This is a genomic window from Alloalcanivorax sp. C16-1 (assembly GCF_046507805.1).
Taxonomy (GTDB): domain Bacteria; phylum Pseudomonadota; class Gammaproteobacteria; order Pseudomonadales; family Alcanivoracaceae; genus Alloalcanivorax.
Window position 1 is genome coordinate 89,065 of the sequence record NZ_JBKFTK010000003.1, and the last position, 13,768, is coordinate 102,832.

Genomic DNA, 13,768 nt, shown 5'->3' on the forward strand with positions numbered 1-13,768 from the left:
AACCAAAAACAACAATGAGGAAGCATCATGCATAAGCTAATAAAAACCAGCGTGCTCGTTTCGACTCTGCTGTACGGCGCCAGTGTCGGCGCCGCCAGCATTTCGGACGGAAAGGTAAAAATCGGTGTGCTCTCGGATATGTCCGGTATCTTCTCGGATCTCAGCGGCGAAGGCGCGGTGACCGCCGCGCGCATGGCGGTGGACGACTTCGTCGCCAACGAGGACCCGGCTTTCCAGGTGGAGTTGATTACCGCCGATCACCAGAATAAAACCGATGTGGCCGCCAGCCGCGCCCGGGAGTGGTACGACACCCAGGGCGTGGACATGATCACCGACGTGATCAACTCAGCGGTGGCCCTGGCGGTCTCCGAAGTCACCCGCGACAAGAACCGGATGCTGATGGTTACCGGCTCCGGGTCCACCGCCATCAACAACGAGCAGTGTTCCCCGAACACGGTGTTCTACGCCTGGGACACCTATTCCCTGGCCAACAGCCTGGGCCGCACCCTTACCAGCCAGGGCCACAAGAAGTGGTACTTCGTGACCGTGGACTATGCCCTTGGCAAGGCCATTGAATACGACGCCACCCGGGCCGTGGAGCAGGCCGGTGGCGAAGTGGTCGGTTCGCTGCGCCACCCCATGGGCGCCTCCGACTTCGCCTCGTTCATGCTCCAGGCGCAGAGTTCCGGCGCGAATGTCATCGGTATCGCCAACGCCGGCGCAGATCTGCACAACGCGATCCGGGTGGCCAATGAATTCGGTATCAGCCAGCAGCAGAAGATCGTTGGCCTGTCCGCCAGCATGACCGATGTCCACGCTCTCGGTCTGGCCACCACGCAGGGCATGCTGCTGGTGGAAGGGTTTTACTGGAATCAGGACGACCAGGCGCGGGCCTGGAGCCGCCGCTTCCAGGCGAAGACCGGCAAGATGCCGAACATGCTCAACGCGGCCACCTATTCCGCGATCACTCAATACCTGGGTGCCGTTAAGCGGCTGGGCAGCGACGACGCCGATACCGTCATGGCCGACCTGCGCAAACGTGAATTCAACGACCTCTTCCTCAAGAACGGGCGCCTGCGTCCGGATGGTCAGATGATTCATGATGTCTACCTGTTCCAGGTAAAGACCCCCAAGGCATCGCAAGGCGAATGGGACTACTACGAGCTGGTGAAAACCATTCCCGCCGAACGCGCCTATCAGCCGCTGTCCGAATCCCGTTGCGAGCTGGTCAAAAGGGCGGGGAATGGGACATGACCGACGCGGTATTGGAGACCCGCGGGCTGAGTAAGAAATTCCTGGGCTTCACCGCCGTCGACGAAGTTGATCTGAGTGTGCAGCGCGGTCACATCCACGCGCTTATCGGCCCCAACGGCGCCGGTAAGACCACCCTGTTCAATCTGCTCACCCGATTCGTGGAACCGAGCGCCGGCGAGATCCGCTTCGACGGCCGCCCGGTGACCGGCCTGCCGCCGCGTCAGTTGGCGCGGCTCGGGATGGTCCGTTCCTTTCAGATCTCCGCGGTATTCACAGGTCTGAGCGTGCTCGACAACGTGAGGTTCGCACTGCAACGCAAGCTCGGGGTTTCGCTTCGGTTCTGGAGGAGTATCCGGGTACTGGATGAACTCAATGAACAGGCGCTGGCGATTCTTGACCAGGTGGGCCTCGCGGATCTGGCGGACAAGGCTGCCGGCGCGCTGCCCTACGGGCGCAAGCGGGCGCTGGAACTGGCCACCACCCTGGCCATGGACCCGCTGCTGATGCTGCTCGACGAACCGACCCAGGGCATGGGCTACGAGGACGTGGACCGGGTCACCGCGCTGATCAAGAAAGTCAGCGCCGGGCGCACGGTATTGATGGTGGAGCACAACATGAAGGTGGTGGCGAGTATCGCCGACACCCTTTCGGTACTGCAGCGCGGCCGCCTGCTCGCCACCGGCAGTTATCAGGAAGTGTCGCACAACAAGGAGGTCACCCGTGCCTACCTGGGCGGCGGCCAGCAGCGGGGGGGCCTGGTATGAGCGAGGCGCGGGAAGTTCTGGCTCTGCACAATCTGCAAGCCTGGTATGGCGAATCCCATGTGCTGCAAGGCGTCGATCTCACCGTCCGGGCCGGCGAAGCGGTCACCCTGTTGGGTCGTAACGGCGCGGGCCGTACCACCACCCTGCGGGCCATCCTCGGGCTGGCCGGCCGCCGCGTCGGTTCGGTGCGGGTATTCGGCCGGGAGACAGTGGGCCTGGCCACCCACCGGATCGCCCGTCTGGGTGTGGGCTACTGTCCGGAGGAGCGCGGCATCTTCGCCAGCCTGTCCTGTGAAGAGAATCTCCGTTTACCGCCGCAGCTTGGCGACCGGCATGCCGGCCTGAGCCTGGATGAGATCTACGCGCTCTTCCCGAATCTGGCGGAACGGCGGCACAGCCCGGGGATGGCGCTGTCCGGCGGCGAGCAGCAGATGCTGGCGCTGGCGCGCATTTTGCGCACCGGCGCACGCCTGCTGCTGCTCGACGAAATCTCCGAAGGGCTGGCGCCGGTGATTGTTGAAACGCTTGGCGAAGCCATTCGCACGCTGCGCGAACGCGGCTACACCATCGTGCTGGTGGAGCAGAACTTCCATTTCGCCGCCGGCCTGTGCGACCGCCTTCTTTTCATGGAACACGGCCGCATCATCGACACGCTGGTGCCGACGGAACTGGATGCCCAGGCGGACCGGGTGGCACAACTGCTGAGTGTGTAATCCACAACCAAAAGGTAGGGTTATGGAGATTTTTGGCGTACCGATCACGGCCTTGATGGCTCAACTGATGATCGGACTGGTCAACGGCTGTTTCTATGCCGTGCTCAGCCTCGGGCTGGCGGTGATCTTCGGCATGCTGCACGTGATCAATTTCACGCACGGCGCCATGTTCGTCCTCGGCGCGGTACTCAGTTGGGCCGGGCTGCATTATTTCTCGATCAACTATTGGGTGATGCTATTCCTGGCACCCTTGGTGGTGGGGCTGTTCGGCATCCTGCTTGAGCGGTTTTTTCTCAAGCGGATCTATCACCTGGATTATCTGTATGGCCTGCTGCTGACGCTGGGTCTGACGCTGATCATCGAGGGGGCGATACGCTCCGCCTTCGGCGTTTCCGGTCGCCCCTACGGGCCGCCGCCGATTTCCGGCATCACCAGCCTGGGGTTTCTGATGATTCCCAATTACCGGCTATGGGTAATCGTCGCTTCGCTACTGGTGTGCGCGGCCACCTGGTTCGTGATCGAGCGAACCCGGCTGGGCAGCTATCTGCGTGCCGCTACCGAGAACCCCAAGCTGGTTGAGGCCTTCGGCATCAACGTTCCGATGATGGTCAGTCTCACCTTCGGCTTCGGCGTTGCCCTGGCGGCGTTCGCCGGGGTTCTGGCGGCGCCGGTGATGCAGGTCTCCGCGCTGACCGGCCAGACCATGATCGTGATTGTGTTCGCGGTGGTGGTGATCGGCGGCATGGGCTCCATTCTCGGCACCGTGGTCACCGGCGTCGGCCTGGGCCTGGTGGAGGCGCTGACCAAGGTGTATTACCCCGAGGCTTCTTCCATGGTGATGTTTCTGGTGATGGTGCTGGTTCTGATGATCCGCCCTCACGGCTTGTTCGGAGGTCACGAATGACCCGTTCTTCCATGTCCCGCGCCCTGTCGCCACGGGCCTGCGCCTATGCCCTGCTGCTGATCGGGCTGGTGGTGGCGCCCTGGGCCGGTCTTTATCCGGTGCTGGGCACCAAAATTTTGTGCTACGCGCTGTTCGCCTGCGCCTTTCATCTACTGCTCGGCTATACCGGGCTGGCCTCACTCGGTCACGCGGCCTTCCTCGGCGTCGGCGGGTACCTGGCCGGCTATGGCGTCAAGGCCTGGGCGTTGCCGCCGGAGCTGGCGCTGCTCGCCGGCCTGGGGGCCGGGGCCGCGCTCGGCCTGGTGGTGGGCTTTGTTTCCATCCGGCGCTCCGGCATCTATTTCACGATGATTACGCTGGCGCTGGCGCAGATGGTGTATTTCCTATGCGTTCAAATACCGCAAACCGGCGGTGAGGATGGCCTGCAGGGCATCGACCGGGGACGCCTGTTTGGCGTGCTTGACCTGCATGACGACCTGACCATGTACTACACCGTGCTGGTGATATCGATGGTCTGCTTTCTGTTTATCGCGCGGGTGGTGCACTCCCCCTTCGGCCAGGCATTGCAGGCGATCAAGGATAACGAGCCCCGGGCCATCTCACTGGGCTACCACCCACCGCGCTACAAGCTGATCGTCTTTACCCTCTCGGCGGCGCTGACCGGCCTGGCCGGTGCGCTCAAGGCGATCAGCCTGGGCTTCGTGACGTTGTCCGACGTGCACTGGATGACCTCTGGCCATGCCCTTCTGATGACCCTGGTGGGCGGCATGGGTGTGTTGTCCGGGCCGGTGGTGGGTGCGCTGGCGTTGGTGATGCTGGAGAACAAAATCGGCGAACTCGGCGTCCTGATCGCCGGAGCCACCGGCCTTACCTGGTTCAACACGCTCGGCGAGTCGGTGATGATGGTGATGGGCATCGTCTTCGTGGTCTGCGTGCTGGCATTTCGCCGCGGCATCATGGGCGAAGTGGTGGCCCTGCAACGGCGCCGCCGTGGCACCGCCTCTTGCCATTCCTCTAGCCATTCCGCTTCCTCGGTTTCCGAGGAACCCCAACCCTGAACTCTCATGCCGCTGCGCCGCGCCAGCGGCGCGGGCGACGCGGTATCAGGCACTCATCCGCCACCACAAAATCCCGAGGCTTGTGGATTTCAGGGCCGAATTACCCAAGAATGGGGCCGGCAAAGTCATGTGCTGATTACAACTTTAGGATGTTATGACGCAATCGGAGACCCGACGCTCACGCAATGGGGCGCGCTTGCCCAATGACCGCGGCATTCCGCAGTACATGGGTGAGAATATCGAGAAGGACCTGGAAGAGGTCTCGCTACGCGCCGGCGGCACCATGCGCAACCGCATCCTGGTGGCCGCCATCGCTTTGTTCGCCGAGCGCGGCTATGAAAACCTGAATATGCGGACGCTGGCCAGCTGGGTCGGGCTCAAGGCACCGACGTTGTACAACTATTTCCCATCCAAGGAAGCCCTGCTGGTGGGCGCCATCGATCAAGGCATGAATGATTTCTTCGGCTATATTCTTGATGGCATAGAGGCAATCCCCCGCGAACAGAGGCTGTTTGAAGTCGTACGCCGGCATGCCGGCTACAAGCTGCGCCACCGGGCCATTGCCCGCGCCAACGACCGTCTGATCGATCCGCAATTCGCGCGCATGTTCCTGCCCGAGGAAGCGGCCCGGGATTTCAGCTCGCGCATGGCGGGCTACCGCCATCAGGTGGAGGATCTGGTGGGTGACCATGTACCGCGCAATGGCGCGGTAAGTACCAAGGTGGTCACCCTCGCGATCCTCAGTCAATGTGACCGCATTGCCTACTGGTACAACCCCAACGGGGATATGACCGAGGAGCAGGCCCTGGATCAGATCAAGATCCTGACACGGCGCATGCTCCATGATTCCCCGCCAGAGGCCCGCCCCGACTGAACGCCCCCCGGCCTGCCGGTCGCTGAGCCGGCCTGCTATTTTTCCCGGTTGCAGATCAGACGCGCTTCCTCCAGGGCGGCGGTGCGATGCTTGGTCGCTTCCCGGTATTCCGGGTCCGCCAGCATGGTGGCGAAGGCCTGGATCGAGGGGTAGCGCACCAGCAGCACCTCGTCCCAGTGCTCGTCCTCCGGGGCGATCACGCCGGCCAGGGTGTGGCCGCTCCAGACCATCTCGCCGCCCACGCCCTGGACTTTCTGGAACGCCACCTTGGAGTAGCGGCGGTAGGCTTCGCGGCCGTCGTAATCGGCCTCGCCGTCCTTGTAGCGGGCTTTGTCGCGGAAGCGCAGCAGGTTGAGCATGACGATGGGGGTGTCGGCGGGGATGCTTTTGAGAATGTCCGGCAGACGTTTGGGATCCGGGTCGACCACGGGCATGGGGAGGCTCCTGTTGTTGTCATCGATATCGACCCCCAGGGTGGCGCCTGCGGCCGCTGGCGCCAATGACCGATTGCGTCAATCCCATGGCGGGATTTCCGGACTTCAGTCGCGATCGATACCCTGGGCCGCGCAGAAGGCGTCCAACTCCGGCAGCCGCGCTTCCGGCAGGGTCAGGCGCACGCGCACCCGCTCGCCATAGTCGATCTCATCGAGCTGGCCGTCGTGCTGGTCGCACCAATGCCGCAGGGGTTGCTCGTGGGCGAAATCCAGCAGCAGGGTGACGGTGCGCTCCGGCACCTGCTCGATCACTTCCATGGCGGAGAGCACCGCCTCGGCGGCGCCGGCGTAGGCGCGCACCAGGCCGCCGGCGCCGAGCTTCACGCCGCCGAAATAGCGGATCACCACCACCATCACATCGCCCACGCCCTTGTGCTGGATCACATTGAAGATCGGCTTGCCGGCGGTGCCGGAGGGTTCGCCGTCGTCGTTCATGGCGCCCTGGCCGGAATTCGGCGCGCCGATCAGCCAGGCGTGGCAGTGGTGGGTGGCGTCCGGGTAGCGGGCGCGGGCCTGGTCGAGCACCGCCTGCCCTTCCGCCCGGCTGCGCACCGGGCGCAGCCAGGCGATAAAGCGGCTTTTATTGATCTCCAGCTCGCGGTCCACCGGGCCGCCGGGGACGGGGTAGGTCATCGCACCCGCAGCACCACGGCGCCGTGGGTTTTGCGGGCCTCCATGTCCTGATGGGCGCGGCCCACGTCCTTGAGATCGTAGATCGCCGGCGCGGCGGGGGTCAGGGTGCCGTCCTGGAGGGCGGCGAAGAACTCCCCGGCCACCTGATCGCGGCGTGCCAGATCGCCGATGTAATGGCCGAGCATGGGCCGGGTCACGCTCAGCGAGGCGGCCGCCAGGCGTGGCATGGCCAGCGGCTCCACCGGGCCGGAGGACTGGCCGAAGTTGACCAGATGGCCGCGCGGCGCCAGGCAGGCCAGGGAGCCGTAGAAGGTGTCCTTGCCCACCGAATCGTAGGCCACGTCCACGCCCTTGCCGCCGGTGATCTCCTTGACGGTGGCGGTGACGTCCTGGTCGCGGTAAAGGATCACGTGGTCGCAGCCGCCGGCGCGGGCCTGCTCGGCCTTGGCCTCGCTGCCCACGGTGCCGATCACGGTGGCGCCCAGGTGGTGGGCCCACTGGCAAAGCAGCTGCCCGACGCCGCCGGCGGCGGCCTGCACCAGCAGGGTGTGCGACGGCTTGAGGGCGAACACGTCGGTCATCAGCACCCGGGCGGTGAGGCCGCGCACCATCATGCCGGCCACCAGGGTATCGTCCAGGCCGTCCGGCAGGGGCACCGCGTTGTCCGCCTTGATCAACCGCTCTTCGGCGTAGGCGCCGTAGCCGTGGGCGATGTAGGCGACCCGGTCACCGACCTGGAAGCGCTCCACGCCCTCGCCCACCGCCAGCACCTCGCCGGCCCCTTCCAGGCCGGGCACGCCGGGCAGCGGCAGGGTCTGGTAGAGCCCCGAGCGCACGTAGATGTCGTGGAAATTGACCCCCACGGCGGTTTGCTTGAGATGCAGCTCGCCGGGCCCGGGGGCGCCGATCTCGATGGGCTCGGCGTTCAGAACCTCGGGGCCGCCGGCTTCGTGCATCACCATGGCGATGGGCATGGGAACTCCTTACTTCCGGAATGAGGGCACACAGGATACAGCCCCCTTCACCTTATCGCCGTTTTTTCCACCCCAAAACCGCCCTCTAAGCCCCCAAACACCCCCAAAAACCCACCCCAACCCCAATAAAAACAACCCCTTACCGGGGTCAGACCCCGGTAAGTCGAGAATGCGGGGTGGTCGATGGTGGTGGGCGGGGGTGGTTGTTAGCGTGAGGGGGTGAACCACGATCCCTGTCAAGGAGGATGTCATGGCGATCAATCACAGTAGCTGTATCGAGGCCTGCAACCGTTGCGCGGCGTACTGCGATCAGTGCGCGGTGAGCTGCCTGGAGGAAGGCAACCGGGAAGCGATGGCGGAGTGCATCCGCCTGGATCTGCAGTGCGCGGCGATCTGCCGTTTGGCGGCGCAGTATCTGGCCCAGGACAGTCGCTTCGCCAACGAGCTGTGCACGCTGTGCGCGGAGGTGTGCAAGGCCTGCGGCGAGGAGTGCGGCAAGCACGACCACGACCATTGCCGCGATTGCGCCGATGCCTGCATGGCGTGCGTGCGGGAGTGCAGCGGCCTGGCGGCGTGAAGGCAGCCACAAGCCTCAAGCCTCAAGCTTCAAGCAGGCCGCGCCGGCAGCAGGCTTGTAGCTTGTAGCTTGTAGCTTGTAGCTTGTAGCCAAATTAGCGCATGAAGCCTTCTTCGCGGAGCTTGTGGATTTGGTCGCGCACGGCGGCGGCCTGTTCGAATTCCAGGTTCTTGGCGTGCTCCATCATTTCCGCTTCCAGCTTCTCGATGTCCTTGGCCACCTCCGCCGGTGAGCGGGCCACGTACTTGCCCTTGTCCTCGGCCACCTTGCGGTTGCGCTTGCGGTCCGGCTGACCGGCGCCGGTGGTGTAGGCGTCGTCCATGATGTCGCGGACCATTTTCTTGAGCCCCTGGGGGGTGATGCCCTGTTCCTTGTTGTGGGCGATCTGCTTGTTCCGGCGGCGCTCGGTTTCGTCCATGGCGCGGCGCATGGAGCCGGTGATCTCGTCGGCATAAAGGATGGCGCGGCCGTTGAGGTTCCGCGCCGCCCTGCCGATGGTCTGGATCAGCGAGCGCTCGGCGCGCAGGAAGCCTTCCTTGTCGGCGTCGAGGATCGCCACCAGGGCCACCTCCGGCATGTCCAGGCCCTCGCGCAGCAGGTTGATGCCCACCAGCACGTCGAACTTGCCCAGGCGCAGGTCGCGGATGATCTCCACCCGCTCCACGGTGTCGATGTCGGAGTGCAGGTAGCGCACCTTGACGCCGTGCTCGTTGAGGTACTCGGTAAGGTCCTCGGCCATGCGCTTGGTGAGCGTGGTGACCAGCACCCGCTCGCCCTTCTGCACCGACTCGCGCACCTCGCCGAGCAGGTCGTCCACCTGGCTGCCCGCCGGGCGCACCTCGATGGCCGGGTCCACCAGGCCGGTGGGCCGCACCACCTGCTCCACCACCTGGCCGGCGAATTTCTGTTCGTAGGGGCCCGGGGTGGCGGAGACGAACACCATCTGCGGCGCCAGCCGTTCCCATTCCTCGAACTTGAGCGGTCGGTTGTCCAGGGCCGAGGGCAGCCGGAAGCCGAACTCCACCAGGGTTTCCTTGCGCGAGCGGTCGCCTTTGTACATGCCGCCCAGCTGGGGGATGGTGACGTGGGATTCGTCCACGATCAGCATGGCGTCCTCGGGCAGGTAGTCGAACAGGGTGGGCGGCGCCTCGCCGGGCTGGCGGCCGGAAAACAGCCGCGAGTAGTTTTCCACGCCGTTGCAGTAGCCCAGCTCCTGCAGCATCTCGATGTCGAAGCGGGTGCGCTGCTCCAGGCGCTGGGCTTCCACCAGCTTGTTGTTGTCCTTGAGCGTCTTGAGCCGGTCGTCCAGCTCGACCTTGATCTGGTCGATGGCCTTGAGCACCGTCTCCCTGGGGGTCACGTAGTGGCTCTTCGGGTAGATGGTGATGCGCCCCACCCGCTTGATCACCTCGCCGGTGAGCGGGTCGAAGATGCTGATGTCCTCGACTTCGTCGTCGAACAGCTCGATGCGCACCGCCTCTTTCTCTTCCTCCGCCGGGAAGATGTCGATGACGTCGCCGCGCACCCGGTAGGTGGCACGGCGGAAGTCCATCTCGTTGCGGGTGTACTGCAGCTCGGCGAGCCGGCGCAGCAGGTCGCGCTGGTCGATGCGGTCGCCGCGCACCAGGTGCAACACCATGGCGTGGTAGCTGGCCGGGTCGCCCAGGCCGTAGATGGCGGACACGGTGGCGACGATGATGGTGTCGCGGCGCTCCAGGATCGCCTTGGTGGCGGACAGGCGCATCTGCTCGATGTGCTCGTTCACCGAGGCGTCCTTCTCGATGAAGGTGTCCGAGCTGGGGACGTAGGCTTCCGGCTGGTAGTAGTCGTAATAGGAGACGAAGTACTCCACCGCGTTCTCCGGGAAGAACGCCTTGAACTCGCCGTAGAGCTGGGCGGCCAGGGTCTTGTTGGGCGCCAGGATAATGGTGGGCCGCTGGACCTGTTGGATCACGTTGGCCATGGTGAAGGTCTTGCCGGAGCCGGTCACGCCGAGCAGGGTCTGGTGGCCCAGTCCATCGTGAATGCCCTCCACCAGACTGGCGATGGCGGTGGGCTGGTCGCCGGCGGGCTGGTACTCCGAATGCAGCTTGAAGGCGGTGTCTGCCATGTGTCCTCGGTGCGGTAATAAAGGGAAAAATCCATGGGCCCGGCGGGGCTCAGGCTGGGAGGTGCTCCCCGAATGCGGTAACATTACTGGCCCTGAACCGCGCCACGGCGCGCCGTCCAGGGTGCCCCCGGCATGGCGCCCGGGGCGTCAACTCATTAGAGAGATGAGGAGTGCATGTCCGATATCAACCTTTCCGACCGCGTACAACGCATCAAGCCTTCCCCGACGCTGGCGATTACTTCCAAAGCCGCTGAACTGCGTGCCGAGGGCAAGGACATCATCGGCCTGGGCGCGGGCGAGCCGGATTTCGATACCCCGGATCATATCAAACAGGCCGCCATCGAGGCGATCAACGCCGGTAAAACCAAGTATACCCCGGTGGACGGCACTCCCGGCCTGAAGAAGGCCATCATCGCCAAATTCAAGAACGAGAACGGCCTGGACTACGAGGCCAACCAGATCCTGGTGTCCAGCGGCGGCAAGCAGAGCTTCTTCAACATGGCCCTGGCGCTGTTCAACGACGGCGACGAGGCGATCATCCCGGCGCCCTACTGGGTGAGCTACCCGGACATGGTGAAAGTGGCCGGCGGCGTGCCCGTGATCCTGGAAACCGACGTGGACAGCCGCTTCAAGATCACCCCGGAACAGCTGGAGAAGGCGATCACGCCGAAGACCCGCCTGTTCGTGATCAACAGCCCGTCCAACCCGTCCGGCATGGCCTACTCCGAAGAGGAACTGGCCGCCCTGGGCGAGGTGCTCAAGAAGCACCCGGACATCGTGGTCGCCACCGACGACATGTACGAGCACATCCTGTGGACCGGCAAGCCGTTCGTGAACATCGTCAACGCCTGCCCGGAGCTGTATGACCGCACCGTGGTGATGAACGGGGTCTCCAAGGCCTATTCCATGACCGGCTGGCGGATCGGCTACGCCGGCGGCCCCCAGAAGCTGATCGCGGCCATGAAGAAGGTGCAGAGCCAGAGCACCTCCAACCCGGCCTCCATCAGCCAGGCCGCCGCCGAGGCCGCCCTGTCCGGCGACCAGCAGTGCGTGAAGGACATGGTCAAGGCGTTCAAGGAACGTCACGACTATGTGGTGGATGCCCTCAACAAGCTGCCGGGCGTGACCTGCGCCGCCGGCGACGGCACCTTCTACGCCTTCCCGGACTTCTCCGGCGCCATCGCCGCCATGGACGGGGTGGAAAGCTGCACCGACCTGGCCGCCAAACTGCTGGAGACCGCGGAAGTGGCTCTGGTACCCGGTTCCGCCTTCGGCGCCCCCGGCTGCCTGCGCCTGTCCTTCGCCACCGGCATGGACACCCTGAAAGAGGCGATCCGTCGCATCGAGCAGGCGCTGTCTAAATAAGCAGCAAACGGTCCCCCGGGTGTTGACGCCCCCGGGGGCCGCCACTACTATACGCGCCTCAAGTTATTCCGCCTTAGCTCAGTTGGTAGAGCAGCTGACTGTTAATCAGCGGGTCGCTGGTTCGAGCCCAGCAGGCGGAGCCAAATAAAGAACCCCGGCATCGAAAGATGGCGGGGTTTTTTATTTGGCTCTGAATGTTTACCTGGCGGAGCCCAGCAGGGTGAGCGGGGAATTGTGAAAGCACCGCTTTCACCCCGCGAACGCCCCGTCGCCGGCAGGCGACGGGGCCGGGGGAGCCAAACGCCCCCTTTGGGGGCAGCTCTCAGAGTGCTTCCTGACCGATCAGGAAAACACCCCCCGTGCGGTCGGCGTTGGGGGCCACGGCAATGATCTCACGGTCCTGCACCACCACGATCCCTTGCAGGGTCTCGCCCTCATAGGTACAAGTGCTGCCTTCAAAGGTCGCGCTCAGATTGTAGACGTCGCCGCTTTCCCGGGGCGCGATGGTGCCGTTGAACTGGCAGCCGGATTCGTCCTCGCCCTGGAAGTTGCCCTGCTCGTCGATGTCCACCTCGACCTCGATTTGGCCGCCTTGCGGGATCAACGCGATGCCGTAATAAAGGCCGGCATCCTCGGCCAGGTCGGGGGTGTGTTCGTAGCTGTCGTCGTAGGCCAGGCTGAAACCCACTTGTTCGCTGCTACCGTCTTCCTGGACCGTGCCGGTCAGGTTCTGCTTGCGCGTAAAGGTGGCGTCCAGGCTGCCCTGGAACACATCCTCGGCCACGAAACTGAAGTCCCTGGCGTTGGAGGAGGTGAAGCGGTCGCCGCGCGTCACGCCGGTGCCCTGAACCACACCCTGAAGTTCGTACATGGCGCCGTTTTCCTCTCCGTAGAGGATGTAGTAGTCGCCGTTATCCAGTACCACCCCGAACAGTTCGGTCCCCACATCGCTGGTGCCTTCGTAGAACCCCTCGGGGGCGGGATCACGAGGCTCAGAGCCGCCGGAGCTGTCGCTACCGCCGCCACAGGCCGCCAGCATCCCCACCAGAGGCACACCCCAAAGTGCATGAATCGTTTTCATCGTTTTCCCTTTTTGATTGTGTCGATTTTTTTCCGCGTTCCCGGCGGCCACGCTGTTCCGGCGAATCGGTCTGGTGCCATCGGGGCGCCAAGTTTAACAGAAAGGAATTCGCCGCTTGTCCTACCAGTTCATGCGTCCGTCAGTGCCTTTGTTATCCCTGCCCTTTTCCTCCCGTTCCTTCGAACACCGGCGCCCGCTTTTCGGCAAAGGCGGCGAGCCCTTCCCGGAAGTCGGGGTGCCGCGCATAGCGGGTAAAGGTGTCGATTTCGGCGCGCAGCCCCTGCTCGGGGGAGCGCTGAAGGTTCTCCCGCGCCAGCGTTTTGATGTGGGCCAGTCCGGCGGGACTGTTCCGGCACAGGGTGCGCGCCAGGGCCAGCACGGCGTCCTCCAGTTCCGAGTCCGGTACCACCCGGTTGACCAGGCCCCAGCGCGCCAGTTGATCCGCCTGGTAAAGCTCGCCGGTGAGGAGCATCTCCCTGGCCGGGCCGTCGGCGATGCGGGCCGGCAGGCGCACCGAGGCGCCGCCGGCGGGGATGACGCCATAGCGGGCATGGCCGTCACCGATGCGCGCGGAGCGGGCGGCATAGAGAATGTCGCAACAGAGCAGCAACTCCAGGCCACCGGCCACGGCCACGCCGTTCACCGCCCCGATCACCGGTACGGGTAAGCGCTCGATGCGGTTGAACACGCGCTGGGCGCACTCAAGCCGCGCCAGAAAGCGGTGGTACTGGCCGGCGTCGATGTCGCTTTTGAACGCCGCCAGGTCGCCGCCGGCGCAGAACGCACGGCCTTCGCCGGTGAGGATCAGGCAGCGCAGCCTGTCCGTGTCGACCAGCTGGTCCACGGCCTCGTCCAGGGCCTTGAGCAAGGGAATGGAGAGCGCGTTCAGGGTGGCCGGGCTGTTCAGCACGACCCTGGCAATGCCCGATTGTTCGTCTACCCGTACCAGCGGGTCGCTCATGATGGC

At 64.5% G+C, this 13,768-nt stretch carries 14 protein-coding genes and 1 tRNA gene; 9 read left to right on the forward strand and 6 right to left on the reverse strand.

Going from position 1 to position 13,768, the window contains the following annotated elements; genetic code table 11:
- Positions 1-27 precede the first annotated feature (27 nt).
- From ACLD0W_RS11125 to ACLD0W_RS11150, 6 genes are all read left to right on the forward strand, one after another.
- Positions 28-1,254 carry an ABC transporter substrate-binding protein gene (locus ACLD0W_RS11125; RefSeq protein WP_410307561.1) on the forward strand — a complete coding sequence of 409 codons (1,227 nt, stop codon included), beginning with the start codon at positions 28-30 and terminating at the stop codon, positions 1,252-1,254.
- Positions 1,251-2,018, forward strand: coding sequence for an ABC transporter ATP-binding protein (locus ACLD0W_RS11130; RefSeq protein WP_410307562.1), 768 nt, complete (start codon positions 1,251-1,253; stop codon positions 2,016-2,018). Before ACLD0W_RS11125 ends, ACLD0W_RS11130 begins: the two co-directional genes overlap by 4 nt.
- Positions 2,015-2,731 carry an ABC transporter ATP-binding protein gene (locus tag ACLD0W_RS11135; RefSeq protein ID WP_410307563.1) on the forward strand — a complete coding sequence of 239 codons (717 nt, stop codon included), beginning with the start codon at positions 2,015-2,017 and terminating at the stop codon, positions 2,729-2,731. The genes ACLD0W_RS11130 and ACLD0W_RS11135 overlap by 4 nt, the downstream gene beginning before the upstream one ends.
- 22 nt (positions 2,732-2,753) lie before the next feature.
- Positions 2,754-3,635 carry a branched-chain amino acid ABC transporter permease gene (locus tag ACLD0W_RS11140; protein WP_410307564.1) on the forward strand — a complete coding sequence of 294 codons (882 nt, stop codon included), beginning with the start codon at positions 2,754-2,756 and terminating at the stop codon, positions 3,633-3,635.
- Positions 3,632-4,693, forward strand: coding sequence for a branched-chain amino acid ABC transporter permease (locus ACLD0W_RS11145; RefSeq protein ID WP_410307565.1), 1,062 nt, complete (start codon positions 3,632-3,634; stop codon positions 4,691-4,693). The genes ACLD0W_RS11140 and ACLD0W_RS11145 overlap by 4 nt, the downstream gene beginning before the upstream one ends.
- Positions 4,694-4,889: 196 nt before the next feature.
- A complete protein-coding gene (locus tag ACLD0W_RS11150; protein WP_410307566.1) occupies positions 4,890-5,567 on the forward strand; it encodes a TetR/AcrR family transcriptional regulator in 678 nt (225 codons plus the stop codon).
- A gap of 35 nt (positions 5,568-5,602) precedes the next feature.
- On the opposite strand, the gene ACLD0W_RS11155 is transcribed toward ACLD0W_RS11150, so the two are convergent.
- From ACLD0W_RS11155 to ACLD0W_RS11165, 3 genes are all read right to left on the reverse strand, one after another.
- Positions 5,603-6,001: a DUF1330 domain-containing protein gene (locus ACLD0W_RS11155; protein WP_228234315.1), complete on the reverse strand. Its 399-nt coding sequence runs from the start codon at positions 5,999-6,001 to the stop codon at positions 5,603-5,605.
- A gap of 105 nt (positions 6,002-6,106) precedes the next feature.
- Positions 6,107-6,694 (reverse strand): YigZ family protein, encoded by a 588-nt coding sequence (locus tag ACLD0W_RS11160; RefSeq protein WP_410307567.1) that lies wholly within the window; start codon positions 6,692-6,694, stop codon positions 6,107-6,109.
- Positions 6,691-7,668 carry a quinone oxidoreductase family protein gene (locus ACLD0W_RS11165; RefSeq protein ID WP_410307568.1) on the reverse strand — a complete coding sequence of 326 codons (978 nt, stop codon included), beginning with the start codon at positions 7,666-7,668 and terminating at the stop codon, positions 6,691-6,693. The genes ACLD0W_RS11160 and ACLD0W_RS11165 overlap by 4 nt, the downstream gene beginning before the upstream one ends.
- Positions 7,669-7,918: 250 nt before the next feature.
- Here ACLD0W_RS11165 and ACLD0W_RS11170 point away from each other — a divergent pair, with 250 nt between their 5' ends.
- Positions 7,919-8,245: a four-helix bundle copper-binding protein gene (locus ACLD0W_RS11170; RefSeq protein ID WP_410307569.1), complete on the forward strand. Its 327-nt coding sequence runs from the start codon at positions 7,919-7,921 to the stop codon at positions 8,243-8,245.
- Positions 8,246-8,339: 94 nt separating this feature from the next.
- On the opposite strand, the gene uvrB is transcribed toward ACLD0W_RS11170, so the two are convergent.
- The gene (uvrB, locus tag ACLD0W_RS11175) at positions 8,340-10,355 is read right to left on the reverse strand and encodes an excinuclease ABC subunit UvrB (protein WP_410307570.1); all 2,016 of its coding nucleotides are present in this window, start codon (positions 10,353-10,355) and stop codon (positions 8,340-8,342) included.
- A gap of 174 nt (positions 10,356-10,529) precedes the next feature.
- Between uvrB and ACLD0W_RS11180 the strand changes: the two genes are divergently transcribed.
- The gene (locus ACLD0W_RS11180) at positions 10,530-11,720 is read left to right on the forward strand and encodes a pyridoxal phosphate-dependent aminotransferase (RefSeq protein ID WP_410307571.1); all 1,191 of its coding nucleotides are present in this window, start codon (positions 10,530-10,532) and stop codon (positions 11,718-11,720) included.
- 67 nt (positions 11,721-11,787) lie between these two features.
- Positions 11,788-11,863: transfer RNA gene (locus ACLD0W_RS11185), tRNA-Asn, on the forward strand.
- Between the two features lie 179 nt (positions 11,864-12,042).
- Here ACLD0W_RS11185 and ACLD0W_RS11190 read toward each other — a convergent pair.
- Both ACLD0W_RS11190 and ACLD0W_RS11195 read right to left on the reverse strand, forming a co-directional pair.
- On the reverse strand, positions 12,043-12,801 hold the full coding sequence (locus ACLD0W_RS11190; protein WP_410307572.1) for a hypothetical protein: 759 nt from the start codon (positions 12,799-12,801) through the stop codon (positions 12,043-12,045).
- Positions 12,802-12,952: 151 nt separating this feature from the next.
- On the reverse strand, positions 12,953-13,762 hold the full coding sequence (locus ACLD0W_RS11195; RefSeq protein ID WP_410307573.1) for an enoyl-CoA hydratase/isomerase family protein: 810 nt from the start codon (positions 13,760-13,762) through the stop codon (positions 12,953-12,955).
- Positions 13,763-13,768: the final 6 nt, after the last annotated feature.